This is a genomic window from Polyangium fumosum (assembly GCF_005144585.1).
Classification (GTDB): Bacteria; Myxococcota_A; Polyangia; order Polyangiales; family Polyangiaceae; genus Polyangium; species Polyangium fumosum.
Window position 1 is genome coordinate 15,201 of the sequence record NZ_SSMQ01000006.1, and the last position, 12,892, is coordinate 28,092.

The window sequence follows — 12,892 nt, forward strand, 5'->3', positions numbered from 1 at the left end:
CACCATGACCACGGGTCATCTCGCGGCGAAGGTCGGTTCGAGGCTCGCGCACGCGGCGATGCCGCTCGTGACGCCGAGCCAGGCGATGGTCGCGGCGACGCTCGGCAGCGAGGTCGTGGGGCCCGCGGGGCTCGGCGGCGCGGGCGCGGCGAGCCTCGGCGCAGGCATCGGCGCGGCGCCGGCTGGGACGAGGATCTCGATCGTGGACATGGTCCCGATCCTGACGACGGGCGTCGTGGCCACGGGCGCGGCGGACGTGATGCTCGGGCCGGGCCAGATGGCGGTGCTCGCCCCTTCCCTGCCCCAGCCGTGCGGGCCGCACGTGGCGCAGCCCATCGTCGCAGGGAGCCCGAGCGTGCTCGTGCACGGGATGCAGCTCGTGCGGGTCGGCGACAAGACGAGCTGCGGGGCGACCGTGTGCGACGGAGTGAAGACCGTCGTCGTGGGCGGCGCGGCCGCGGCGCCGAAGCCGGTGTCGCTGAACGATCTCGCGGGGTCGCTCGGCGCGGTCGTGCTCGGCGCGGTGCTGACGAAGACGGGCGCGATCGAGCGGATGAACGAGCTCGGCGCGGCGCTCGTCGAGGGCGCGGAGAAGGTCTCGGCGGCGGTCGACAAGGTCACGGGCGTGGTGTCGAAGACGCTCGATAAGGCCCAGGCGAAGGTCGACAAGGCGCTCGACAAAGCCCAGGGCAAGGCGAACGCGACGCTCGACAAGGTCGACACGAAGGTGAACGCGGCGCTCGACAAGGTCACGGGCGCGATCGACAAGACGCTCGACAAGGCGGAAGCAAAGTACGAAAAGGCGCTCGACAAGGCGACGGGCGCGGTCACGGGCACGATCGACAAGGCGACGGGCGCCGTGACGGGCACGCTCGACAAGCTCACGGGCGCGGTCGACAAGACGCTCGGAAAAACCCTCGGCGCCGCGGAGAAGGCCGCCGACAAGGCGGGCGCCGCGGTGGACAAGGTCGCGGGCGCGGCGGGCGCGGCGCTCGGCAAGGTCGGGGACCTCGTGGGGTCCGTGGGCGGCGCGCTCGAATCGATCCTCGGCGGCGCGCTCCTCTTCGGCGGCGGAAAATAGGCGCGCCTGCCGTGGCCGAGGGGACCGATGTCGCTCGGAAAGGCCCCAAACCCCGCCGGGCGCGTCGCGTGATGGCCATCGTCCTCGGAGCGATCGTCGCGCTCTACCTGCTGCTCTGCTGGCTGCTCTACGCGGCCCAGCGCCGCATCGTCTTCCCCGCGCCCGCGGTGGGCCGCACGCCCGCTGGCACCTTTGAGCTCCTCCGGATCGACGGCGGCACGCCCATGCTCTTCCGGCCGCCGCCGGCGCGTGGACCCGTGGTCGTGTATTTCCACGGAAACGGCGAGCAGATCGCCGACAGCGCGTGGCTCGCGGATCTCTTCGCGCGCGCGGGGGCGGGGTTCGCGGCGATCGAGTATCCCGGCTACGGGCTCGCGCGCGGCCTCGGCGAGCCGAGCGAGAAAGCGCTCTTCGACGCGGCCGAGCGCGGGATCGGGCACCTCGTGGAGCATCGGGGGATCCCGCGGGGCGACCTCGTGCTCGCGGGACAATCGCTCGGCACGGGCGTGGCGATGGAGATGGCCGCGCGGGGCCACGGCGCGCGGGTCCTCTTGCTCTGCCCGTTCACGTCCTTGCCCGACGTGGGCGCGCGCATCTTCCCGTTCTTGCCGGTGCGGCTCCTCCTGCAGGATCGATTCGACTCGGCCACGCGGGCCGCTGGCGTGAAGGTGCCCGTCCTCGTCGTGCACGGCACCGACGACGAGCTCATCCCCGTGGAGCTCGGCAAGAAGCTCGCGGCGCGCCTGCCGCGCAGCCGATTCATCGCCGTCGCAGGCGCGCACCACAACGATCTCTGGCACTTCGACGAGGTCGAGGCGGAGGTCGTCCCGTTCGTGCTCGGGAAACGCGACGACGCGCCCTGAGCGGGTGCTTCAATCGTCGTCCGGCTCGACCGTGAGCCGGAGCGGCATCCCGTACTCGCGCGCGTGCTCCAGGACGAGCTTCGCCTTCGTCTCGGCCACGTCCTTCGTGTAGACGCCGGCCACGCCGCGGCCCGTGCTGTGCACGACGAGCATGAAGCTCAGCGCCGACGTCTCATCCATGTGGAAGAAGCGGACGAGGACGTCGACCACGAACCATTTCGTCGTGTAGTTGTCGTTGTGGAAGACGACCTGCCAGCGCTTCGCCTTCTCGACCTTGCGCTTTTGCTCCACGGCGAGATCGGAGTCCGTGTCGTCTCGCCTTCGCTTCGGGTCGTTCGCCATGGCCAAGCGGGATCTTATCCGCGCGCCCGCCCTCCACAAGCCTCGCAAAGGCGCGTGCGCTACGCTCGGGCGTGACCTCGTCGCTCTCCGCCTCTTCCAGCGCCGAAGCGGAAGACCTCGCCCCCGCCTCGCGCCTCGCTCGGCTGCTCGAAGGCCGGCGTATCGTCGCGCTCGCCGGCGCGGGCATGAGCACGGAGTCGGGCATCCCCGATTATCGGGGCCCCGAGACGGCGCGCCGCGCCCGCAATCCGATGCAGGCGCGCCAGTTCTTGCACGAGCCTGCGTCGCGGGCGCGGTACTGGGCGCGCAGCATGAACGGCTGGCCGAGGATCGCCGCGGCCCGGCCGAACCCGGCGCACGAAGCGCTCGCCGCGCTCGAACGGGCAGGGCGGCTCGCGGGCACGATCACGCAGAACGTCGACGGGCTGCACCAGGCCGCGGGCAGCGAGCGCGTGGTCGAGCTGCACGGCGCGCTCGCCCGCGTGCGTTGCCTCGGCTGCGGCGAGATGGAGCCACGCGCCGCTTTGCAGGAGCGCCTCATCGCGGAAAACCCTTCGTATTACAGGTGGGGCACGGCCCTCGCGCCCGACGGCGACGCCGACCTCGAGCACGAGGCCTTCGTCGATTTCCACGTCCCCGTTTGTCTCGGCTGCGGCGGCACGCTCAAGCCCGACGTCGTCTTTTTTGGGGAGAACGTGCCGGCGCGCGTCACCGACGCCGCATGGGCGCTCTTCGACGAGGCCGAAGCGCTGCTCGTCGTGGGCTCGTCGCTCACGGTGTTCTCGGGGTATCGGTTCGTGCGTCGGGCGAGCGAGCGCGGCGTGCCCGTGGCCATTGTGAACCTCGGCCCGACGCGCGGCGACGAACACGCCGCCTTGTGCGTGGATGCGCGCCTCGGCGAGCTTTTGCCGCAGCTCGTCACGACGCTCGGCGCGTGAGGGCCCGCGCGCTGGGGCGCCCTGGTAACGTCAGAAACCAGGCCGATAACTCCAGTGACCAAAACGCCTTGATCTCAGACTGCCTTCATGCATCATGGAAGGTTGGACTGGAGGCGCTCACTCATGGCTTATGGTTCCGGACCGACGAGAACCTCATCATCCCGGGGGCTTCTCTCCCTCTTCGTGGTGCCTTTTCTTTTCCTGCTCGTGGGTTGCAGTCAGGGAATTGACGATTTGCCACCGCGGGGGTCGGACAATGGCGCCGGGGGCGCAGGAGAGGGCGGCAGCGGCCAGGGCGGAAGCGGCGGGGGATCGGGGGGCGCGCCTGCCGTCTGTCAGGAGGGACAGAAGAAGACGTGCACCGTGCAGCTCGGCGAGCACAATGGTGTGAAGTCGTGCTTTAAAGGCGTCCACGTCTGCCAGAATGGCGCGTGGAGCCCGTGCCAGGAGGACAAGGCTCCCTTCGCCCCGGGCGGCGCTTCCAGCGAAAAACCCGCTCCTCCGGGCAGCAACAACGTCCTCGCCGATTGCGCGAACAATCCCTGTGATCCCTCGTGCCAGGTCTTCGACGAGGACCCGCCCGGCGGCCTCAAGCCGTTCGCACAGACGCCCATCTTCACGTGGCAGACCGGGGATCTCGGCAATTATCCGGCCGACCTCGCCGCGCAAGGCGTGGCCCAGCCTTGTGCCGAGGGCGTGGATTGCCAGTTCAACCAATACTGCTCGGCGCCGGTGTTCGGCACGTGCAACCACAACAAATGCGCCGTCGGCGCTCCGCTCGGGGTTGGCTGCGATCCCTGCGTGGACGACATCTGCGCCATCGACCCGACCTGCTGCGAGACGACGTACGGCGGGACGTGCGCGCACGATTATTGCGAAGTCGGCGCGAAGCTCACGGACGGCTGCGATCCGTGCGTCAGCTCAATCTGCGACGTCGATCCGAGGTGCTGCGGCCTGCCGGCGTGGGGCTCCTGCAGCCACGACTATTGCAAGACGGGGGGCTCGCTCACGACGGCGTGTGATCCGTGCGCGGCGAGCGTCTGCGCCGACGATCCGAAGTGCTGCAACCTGGGCACGACCGGCACGTGCGCGCACGGGTATTGCTCGACGGGCAATCCGCTCGTCCCGGGCTGCCATTCGTGCGTGGCGCAGATCTGCGCCGCCGAGCCGAAGTGTTGCGATTTCACGCCCGGCACGGTCGCCTGCACGCACGATTACTGCGTCACCGGCAGCAAGCTCAACACGGCCTGCGATCCTTGCGTGGCCGCGGTGTGCGCCGCACAGCCGAGCTGCTGCACCGGCACGTGGAGCGCGGCCTGCGTGAACCTCGTCGGGTCGGTCTGCCAGCAGAACGACAGGTGTCCTTCGCCGAAATGGACGTCGTCCTGCGTGGACAAGGTCGCGACCGTCTGCGGGAACTCGTGCACCGCGGGCTGGACGCAGCGGTGCGTCGACAAGGTCCCCGCCTTGTGCGGCAAAACCTGCGATCCGTCGACCTGGACCGCGTCCTGCGTGGACAAGGTCGGCAGCGTGTGCGGCAAATCGTGCGGGCCGTTCGAGTGGGACGCTGCCTGCGTGGGCATGGTCGACACCGTTTGCGGCGCGAAGTGCTACCAGGATCCGCCTTGCTCCCACAACAAGTGCGACTCGGGCGAGAAGCTCGACGCAGCGTGCGACTCGTGCGTCGCCACGATCTGCCAGGAGCTGCCCGATTGCTGCAACGTCGCCTGGACGAACCTCTGCGTCGACCGCGTGAAGACGCTCTGCGGCCAGGGTTGTCCGGTCAAGGGCGACTGCGTGCCCTGGTTGCCTGGCCAAACCGATCCGGACTGCGCCGGCTACGATCTTTCGATCGGCGTCCCCTGCAGCGGCTCGGTGCCTGTGTGCAACCACGGAAACGCCACGGCCCCCGCGGGCGTGAAGCTCATCCATTACGCCGCGGGCTCCGGCCAGTTCGGCAAGTGCAGCCCGAACCAGGCGCTCGCCGGTGTCCAGAGCTGCGTGACGCCGAGCCCCATTCCCCCCGGCAAGTGCATCAACGTGCCGGCGGCGAGCTGCGGCCTCAGCGCCACGAAGCGCGAGATCATGGTGAATCCGCCGAGCTACGGCGGCTACACGCAGCTCGACGAATGCCAGTGCCTCGACAACTGGGCGTCGTTCGCGCCGAACGTCGCCTGCGGCTCGCCGAGCTGCTCGAACACGACGACCGCGACGGTCAAGCGCGTGAACATGTTCATCGCCCTCGACCGCTCCGGCTCGATGACCACGAACATCGGCGGCGGCGAGACGCGCTGGTCGGCGACCGTGAAGGCGCTGAAGAAGTTCGTCAAGGATCCCGGCTCGGCGGGTCTCGGCGTCGCGCTCCGGTTCTGGCCCGACAACGCGCCGGTCTCGGGCTGCAACGACACCACGTGCAGCGCCACGGCCTGCCGATCGCCGCTCGTCGACGTCGGCGTCCTGACGCTCCAATCCGCGCCGACGGACACCCAGGAGAAGAAGCTCGTCGACGCGCTGGACGCGAAATCGCCGAACGGCAACACGCCCATGTACCCCGCGCTCTCGGGCGCGACGCAATGGGCCATCAATTACAAGAATGCGAACCCCAACGAGGACGCCATCGTGGTCTTCGCGACCGATGGAGATCCGGTCGGCTGCAACGAAAGCGAGACGGACATCTCCGACCTCGCGGGCACGGCATTCTCGACGAAGGGCATCAAGACGTACGCGATCGGCATCCAGGGCGCGGCCCAGACGTTCATGAACCTGATCGCGACGAAGGGCGGCACGAAAAAAGGCTTTTTCGTCGCGCCCGGCGGGAACGTCGAAAACGAGCTGCTCTCGGCGCTGATCCAGATCAAGGGCGACACCCTCTCGTGTGATTTCGTCGTGCCGAACGGCGGCGTCTACGATCCGAGCGCCGCGAAGGTCACGTTCACGCCGAGCGCCGGCGCGCCGGTCGTCCTCGCCAACCTGGCCTCCGCGGCGGGCTGCGGGGCGGGCTGGTATTACGACGACCCGGCGAACCCGGCCCAGCTCAAGCTCTGCCCCTCGACCTGCCAGACGGTCCTGAACGACGCGGGCGCCAAGCTCTCCGTCGATCTCGGCTGCCCCGGCGGCTACGATCCCGCGACGTTCACGTACAAGTACGAGGCGGTTTGCCCGCAGGGCTCCACGGTGCAATGGGGCTTCCTCGCGTACGACACGCTCACGGCCGCCGATACGAACGTGGTGTTCAAGGCGCGCACGGCGACCACCCAAGCGGGCCTCGCCGCCGCGGCGTACAAGAACCTCGCGACCGCGCAGGCCTCGCCCAACACGCAGGTCTGTCTGATGAGCGGCCCGGCGCCGTGCCCGCTCTCCCTCTTCGACAAACTGGGCGCGGGCGACGCCCGGCAGCGCCACCTCGAGCTCTCGATCACGTTGAATCCCGCGTCGAACAAGAGCGCGGCGGCCATCGTGAAGAGCTGGGATCTCAGTTACTCCTGCCCGGACTCCGAATGAAACGATCGATCCTCGTATTGGGTCTCCTCGGGACGGCCCTCGCCGCGTGCGGCGAGGGCGCGGGGCTCCCGCCGCGCAGCAATGGCTCGTCGAGCAGCACGTCCTCCAGCGCAGGGCCCGGGGGCGCAGGCGGGCAAGGCGGAGAGGGCGGCGGCGGTGGAATCGGCGGGCAAGGCGGCGCAGGCGGGCAAGGCGGAGCGGGCGGCAAGCCCACGCCCGTCTGCGGCGATGACGCGCTCGATTCCGGCGAGGAGTGCGACGACGGGAATACCGAGGCCGGGGATGGTTGCTCGCCGGAATGCACCGTGGAGCTCGGCGAGATCGAGCCGAATGACACCCCGGACCAGGCGAGCCCGTACAAAGACCCCTTCCCGGCGAAAATCGCGCCCGAAGGGGACGTCGATTTCGTCTCCTTCACCGTCGCGGCCACGAACACGAGCGTGATCGCGCGGATCCTCGACGTCGGCGACGGCGGCTGCGCCACGGGCGTGATCGACACGATCCTCGAAGTCCGCGGGGCGGACGGGGTGACCGTCCTCGCGAGCGACGACGACGCCGGGGAGGGCGCTTGCTCGCGCGCCGTCCTGCCGAGCCTCGCGCCCGGATCTTATTTCGCGCGCGTCGTGGCCTCGGGCGCCGCGCCGAGCCCCACGTTCTTGTATCGATTGCGCATCGACCAGGTCGCCGACGTCTGCGGCGACGGGCAGAAGACGCCCGCCGAGGCCTGCGACGATGGCAATACGGATGCGGGCGACGGGTGCAGCCCGACCTGCTCGATCGAAATCACGGAGACCGAGCCGAACGACACCCCCGCGACGGCCAACGCCTTCGTGGCGCCGTGGAACGGGGTGCTCACGCCGCACGGGGACGTCGACGTGGTGTCCGTGGTCCTCTCCGGCCCCGCTTCGAGCCTCACGGCGACCACGACCGATCAAGGCACGAATGCCTGCGCGGCGAAGACGCTCGACACGATCGTCGACATCCTCGCGCCCGATGGCACGACCGTGCTCGCCACGGGCGATGACATCATCGGCAACTGCGGATCCGCGCTCGCCCAAAACCTCACCGCGGGCACGTACTTCGTGCGCATGCGCGGCGGCTCCCTCGCCGGAGACCCGAGCCCGTACGGCATTCAGATCGTCATCCAGTGAGGCTCTTCCCGCGCGAACCTCAGCGCGGCAGGCAGCTCCGGCAGCGCTCGGCGGCGTCTGCGGGGAGCGACGAGCACCGCTCGTGGAGACGCGACACGAGCTTCACGGAATCGGGGTCGTCCTTCAGCACGGCGAGCGCGGATGCGACTTGCTCGGCGCGCGTCCGGTTTCTCCCCTGAAACCCGTCCGGGAGCGAGAACGCGAGCTCATAGAACGCCTCGGCCTGGGCCACGAGGTAGGCGCGCGGCGGCGGGCCTTCGAGCTGTGCGTGAAAGACGATGTCGTTCGTGATCCACTGGAGCCGCGTCGCGCGCCCGCCCGCGCCCTCGCGGGCCTTCTGCGAAGAGGCCCGCGCCTCCTCGATGCGCCCGAGCTCCTTCTCCAGCGCCGAGATCATCGAGTACCAGTAATGCGGCGTGTCCGAGCGCTCGGCCTCCGCTTTCAGCATCTTCCGCGCTTCGTCGTGCGCGCCCACGCGCCGCAGGAGGTACGACGCCGTCGAGACGACCGAATACCGCTCGTCTGCGGTCTTCGCCTCGTGATCGGCGCGCTGCGCGGCGGCGAGGACGTCGGCCCGGAGCGGCTCGGGCACGGGGCTGCTCGGGTTTTCGTGCCGGAAAAAATCGATCGCGGGCGCCACGGCCGCGAGCCGCACGTCGACGGAGGCGCCCTCGCGGGATCGGAGCGACGCCGCGGCCGCGAGCCATTTTGTTTTCCACGCGAGATAGGCCGCGTCCTTGGGATCGGGGGCGAGCCAGACCGCGAGCGCTTCGGCGCGGTGATTGACGAGCGCGCGCGCGGCCCACGTGGTCTCGGCGTTCGAAAAAATGAGATCGAGGTACGAAACGGCGCTCGCTTGGGCGGCGCGTGTCGCCTCGGCGAGCGTCGGGTCGTGGCGGAGCGACGCGGCGAGCCCGAGGAGCGTGCCTGCGAGCAGGGCGCGCTCGCGGTTCATGGTGGAGGGACAAACCTCGATCGCCTTGCGCAACGCCGCGAGGATCCGCGCCCGGCTCCACGTCGCCTCGGGCAGGAGCTCCCACGCGGCGTGGGCGAGCGTGCTGCAATCCTCCGCGCTCGGCTTGCCCTCGTCGAGGCGCGCGGCCGCCGCCCGGAAGCTCTGCGCCTTGCCGCGCACCGCGCCGAGCGCGCGATCGAGCTCGTCGATGTCGACGCTCCCGTTCAAGCGCAAGAGCTCCTCGCGCTCGGGGCCGAGGACCAGGATCGTCGGATAGGCGGACACGGAGAGCGCCTCGCCCGCGTGTTGCGCGTCCTCCGTGTCGCCGTCGAGGTGAACGGGCACGAAATCGCGCATCATCTCGGCGAAACGGGGCTTCGAAAACACCTCCGCTTTCAGATCGTTGCACGGCGGGCACCAGGCCGCGCCCCAGTACAGGAACACGAGCTTGCCCTCGGCGCGCGCCCGGACGAACGCGCGATCGGGGGTGAGGTCGATCCAAGGGCCTGCAAGCGAATGCGGCGCCGTCGCCGTCGCAGACGCTGTCGTTCCAGCCGCGGGACGCTCTTCCGGCGCAGGCGCGCGCTTGCTGCACGCGGACGCGAGCGCGAGCGCGAGCGCGACGAACAGAGAACCTCGAAGCGCAGCGCGGCCGTCTCGCATGACCCTCGTCCAATCCCGAGCGTATCGCGGGCTGGAAAGGGCGTCCACGCGTCCGGCCCGTGATGACAGCCGCCGCGGCCGCCGCTACCATCGACCGCGATGATGCTCTCTCCGCTGGCCCGCGCCCGCGTCCGGGTCGCCCGTACCCTCGCGGACGCCGTTCGCAGCTCGAAAGGGTTTTCCGCGCGCCTCCTCGGCTTTCGGGCGCGGCCGGTCGAGGGCTGCACCGTCGATCCGGACGTCGCGCTGATGCTCGCGCTCGACGACCTCCTGAAATCGAGCGACCTTCGCCGCTTCGCGCCGGCCGAGGCGCGCGCGCGCCTCGCCGAGTCGGTCAGCATGGTGGAGATCCCGCGCCTCGAAGGCGTCTCCGTGGCGCCCACGCACCTGCGCGGCGACGCCGGCCTGATCCCGGCCCGCAGGTACGTGCCGGAGGGCCTCGCCGCGCCTTCGCCGTGCGTGCTCTTCTTCCACGGCGGCGGGTTCGTCACGGGCGACCTCGACACGCACGACACGTTTTGCCGGCAGCTCGCCGTCGAGGGCCGCGTGCGCGTCCTCGCCGTCGACTATCGCCTCGCGCCCGAACATCGCTTCCCCGCGGCCGTGGACGACGCCGCCGCTGCCTTCCGCGACGTCGCCGCGCGCGCGGCCGATTTCGGCGTCGATCCGGCGCGGATCGCGGTCATGGGCGACAGCGCGGGCGGCAACCTCTCCGCCGTCGTCTCGCTGAAGACGCGCGGCGAGGCCCATCGGCCCGCGCTCCAGGTGCTCCTCTATCCCGCGCTCGACGCGACCTGCGCGCACCGCTCGCACGCGGTGTATGCGAACGGCTGGATGCTCACGAAGGGGATGATCGACTGGTATTATGATCATTATTTCGGCGCCGATCTGGCGCTGCGCCGCCACCCCGACGCCTCGCCGCTCCTCGCGCCGAGCGTCGAGGGCGCGCCGCCGGCGCTCGTGTTCACGGCGGGCTTTGATCCGCTGCGGGACGAGGGCGCCGCGTACGTCGAGCGCCTCACGGCCGCGGGCGTCCCGGCGCGGCACGTCTGCCACGAATCGATGATCCACGGCTTCGTGCTCACCGGAGGCTTCGCGCGCGCCTGCCGCGAGGAGACCTCGCGTATCATCCGCGCGTCCTCCTCGGCGTTACGGGACGGTCTTTCCTGAGGAACCGGGGCGAACGTTCGCCTCGATCCATTCGGCGTCCCTCGCCGCCGAGAACACGGGCAGCCGCTTGTGCCAGCGCTCGCCCGCCGTGGGCCTTTCGAGCGAGATCCGCAGCGCCGCGATGAGCTCCAGCGGCGTCCCGTCCCGGCCCACGTCGAAGCACGCCTTGCCGAGCCCTGCGAGCACGGCCTGCGCGAGCTCGTAGCCGATCGCCCATTGCGGCGGCGTCTGTTTCCCCGCGGGCGCCTCCCAGTACCGCTCGCACGCGCCCGCGTCGTACGACGACCAGCTCCGGCACACGAGCGGCCGCACCACGTGCACGCCGCAGCCGCCGTCCGCGTCGAGCAGCGGGCAAGGCACGTGCGCCTCGGCCCGCGCGGCGCGCGAGAGCCCCCGCGTCCGGGCGTCGGCCTCCTGCACACGACCGAGCAGGGCCGCGAGATCCTCGGGCGAACACGTGGCGCGGAGGTGCGCGACGAGACGGAGAACCTCGGGCGCCACGACGAGCACCTTGGCCTGGCAACACGTCGAGCAGCCGCGACGGCACGCGATCGGCGCGTCGGGCGGCTCGTGCGCGTGCGCGGCCGCCGTGAGCACCTCGGCCCGCTCGCTCGCGATCCGCGCGGCTTCGATGGCGCGTGCCGGGCCCTCTGCGACGAGCGGCGCGAGCGCCTGGCTCTCGCCCTCCGCGATGCCGACGAAGACCTCGGTCGAATACCGGCTCGGGCGCGCGAGCGGCAAGGAGCGCCGTTCGTCCGTCATGAAGCAGGGGATATCAGCGCCGCGCGGACCACGCCACGTCGAGGCGTGCCCCCGGCGGGCGAGCGCGGGCCCTCGTTCCCGTGTAGACTGGCCGAGGTGCGGCTGCCATGACCCATTACCTCGACGCGATCATCTCGGCGATCCGGGACGCCGGGCAGCACCTCGAAGCCGCCAAGCTCTGGCTCGGCCGCGCGGAGAAGGCGGCCGGATCGACGTGGCAGATGCCGCTCTTCGGCGCCGCGGAGGGGGCGCACGCCGCGGCGCGGGCGCGGCTCGACGCGGCGGAGGCCTCCCTGCGCGAGCTTGGCCCCGTGGAGAAGCTCCCGGCCGTGCTCGGCGAGCTCCCGGGGCGTATCGCGACGTTGCGCCGCGTCCTCGACGCCTCCGAAAAGCGGCTCATCGACGCTGTGCTCGCCGCCGCCGCCCGGCCGCTCGGCCACGCCTGATTGCCGTTGGTGCACCAACGGCACCGTGCTAAGGGCGGCCGCTCCTCGCGGGATCGTGCCCCATGATGGTGACGGAAAAACGCTACTCCTGGCTGCGCCTGCTCCTCAAGTACCGCGGGACGGCGTTGCAGCGCATCCGTGGCCGCATGGCCCTCACCACGCTGCTCGCCGTCGTGGTGACCGTGATCGACTTGAACGTCCGGTTTTTCCACCCGGACCTCACGACGATCCCGTTCACGCTCATCGGCCTCGCGCTCAGCATCTTCCTCGGCTTCCGAAACAACACGAGTTACGACCGTTTCTGGGAGGGCCGAAAGCTCTGGGGCGGCCTCGTCAACACGACCCGCACGATCACGCGCCAGATCCTCACGCTCGTGAACGCGCCGGCCGATCGCGCCGACGAGAGCGAGGCCGTCGCCGCGTTCCGCCGGGAGATGGTCTATCGCATCATCGGCTACACGCACGCGCTCCGGCTGCACCTCCGGGATCAGGATCGGCTGGAGGAGCTCGAGCCCTTCCTCGCGGCGGCCGAGATCGAGGCATTGCGGCCCGAGCTGAACCGGCCCACGGCGATCCTCCAATCGGCCGCCTACCGCCTGCGCGACGCCTGGCAGCGCGGCTGGATTCACTCCTACCACCTGCCCGTGCTGGAGCAGAGCCTCACCGTCCTCACGGACCTCCAGGGCGGCTGCGAGCGCATCAAGAGCACGCCGATCCCGCTCTCGTACACCTCGCTCATTCACCAGCTCGTCGCCATTTATTGCTTCGCGCTCCCGTTCGGGATCGTGAAGACGGTCGGGGTGTTCACGCCGGTCGTCGTCGGGATCGTGGCGTATGCGTTCTACGGCCTCGACGCGATCGGCGACGAGATCGAAAACCCCTTCGGCATGGACGCGAACGACCTGCCGCTCTCGGGCCTCTCGCGTTTGATCGAGGTGAACCTGCGGCAGCGGCTCGGCGAGACGGATCTGCCGCCCCTGCTCAAGCCGAAGGCTGGCCACCTGACCTGATCGGCGCTTG

General features: G+C 70.3%; 11 protein-coding genes. 8 read left to right on the plus strand and 3 right to left on the minus strand.

The features are described from left to right. The first annotated feature begins 4 nt into the window (after positions 1 to 4). The gene (locus E8A74_RS07605; RefSeq protein ID WP_136928270.1) at positions 5 to 1,081 is read left to right on the plus strand and encodes a PAAR domain-containing protein; all 1,077 of its coding nucleotides are present in this window, start codon (positions 5 to 7) and stop codon (positions 1,079 to 1,081) included. Positions 1,082 to 1,152: 71 nt separating this feature from the next. Continuing rightward, the gene (locus E8A74_RS07610; RefSeq protein WP_136928271.1) at positions 1,153 to 1,944 is read left to right on the plus strand and encodes an alpha/beta hydrolase; all 792 of its coding nucleotides are present in this window, start codon (positions 1,153 to 1,155) and stop codon (positions 1,942 to 1,944) included. A 9-nt stretch (positions 1,945 to 1,953) separates the two neighbouring features. Here the strand turns inward: E8A74_RS07610 and E8A74_RS07615 are convergent, their stop codons facing one another. Then, positions 1,954 to 2,286 carry an ATP-dependent Clp protease adaptor ClpS gene (locus E8A74_RS07615; RefSeq protein ID WP_136928272.1) on the minus strand — a complete coding sequence of 111 codons (333 nt, stop codon included), beginning with the start codon at positions 2,284 to 2,286 and terminating at the stop codon, positions 1,954 to 1,956. Positions 2,287 to 2,357: 71 nt separating this feature from the next. Between E8A74_RS07615 and E8A74_RS07620 the strand changes: the two genes are divergently transcribed. The 3 genes from E8A74_RS07620 to E8A74_RS07630 all read left to right on the plus strand — a co-directional run bounded on the left by E8A74_RS07620 (position 2,358) and on the right by E8A74_RS07630 (position 7,876). Next, positions 2,358 to 3,224 (plus strand): NAD-dependent protein deacetylase, encoded by an 867-nt coding sequence (locus E8A74_RS07620; protein WP_136928273.1) that lies wholly within the window; start codon positions 2,358 to 2,360, stop codon positions 3,222 to 3,224. A 183-nt stretch (positions 3,225 to 3,407) separates the two neighbouring features. After that, positions 3,408 to 6,725: a vWA domain-containing protein gene (locus E8A74_RS07625; protein WP_170228941.1), complete on the plus strand. Its 3,318-nt coding sequence runs from the start codon at positions 3,408 to 3,410 to the stop codon at positions 6,723 to 6,725. After that, on the plus strand, positions 6,722 to 7,876 hold the full coding sequence (locus E8A74_RS07630) for a DUF4215 domain-containing protein (RefSeq protein ID WP_136928275.1): 1,155 nt from the start codon (positions 6,722 to 6,724) through the stop codon (positions 7,874 to 7,876). Before E8A74_RS07625 ends, E8A74_RS07630 begins: the two co-directional genes overlap by 4 nt. A 19-nt stretch (positions 7,877 to 7,895) precedes the next feature. On the opposite strand, the gene E8A74_RS07635 is transcribed toward E8A74_RS07630, so the two are convergent. After that, a complete protein-coding gene (locus E8A74_RS07635) occupies positions 7,896 to 9,494 on the minus strand; it encodes a thioredoxin family protein (RefSeq protein WP_136928276.1) in 1,599 nt (532 codons plus the stop codon). A 99-nt stretch (positions 9,495 to 9,593) separates the two neighbouring features. Between E8A74_RS07635 and E8A74_RS07640 the strand changes: the two genes are divergently transcribed. After that, the gene (locus E8A74_RS07640; RefSeq protein WP_136928277.1) at positions 9,594 to 10,664 is read left to right on the plus strand and encodes an alpha/beta hydrolase; all 1,071 of its coding nucleotides are present in this window, start codon (positions 9,594 to 9,596) and stop codon (positions 10,662 to 10,664) included. Here the strand turns inward: E8A74_RS07640 and E8A74_RS07645 are convergent. Further along, positions 10,644 to 11,426: a YkgJ family cysteine cluster protein gene (locus tag E8A74_RS07645; RefSeq protein ID WP_136928278.1), complete on the minus strand. Its 783-nt coding sequence runs from the start codon at positions 11,424 to 11,426 to the stop codon at positions 10,644 to 10,646. The two genes, E8A74_RS07640 and E8A74_RS07645, sit on opposite strands and share 21 nt — an antisense overlap. A gap of 107 nt (positions 11,427 to 11,533) precedes the next feature. Between E8A74_RS07645 and E8A74_RS07650 the strand changes: the two genes are divergently transcribed. Then, positions 11,534 to 11,872, plus strand: coding sequence for a hypothetical protein (locus E8A74_RS07650; protein ID WP_136928279.1), 339 nt, complete (start codon positions 11,534 to 11,536; stop codon positions 11,870 to 11,872). Between the two features lie 62 nt (positions 11,873 to 11,934). Then, the gene (locus E8A74_RS07655) at positions 11,935 to 12,882 is read left to right on the plus strand and encodes a bestrophin family protein (protein WP_211365313.1); all 948 of its coding nucleotides are present in this window, start codon (positions 11,935 to 11,937) and stop codon (positions 12,880 to 12,882) included. The last annotated feature ends 10 nt before the right edge of the window (positions 12,883 to 12,892 follow it).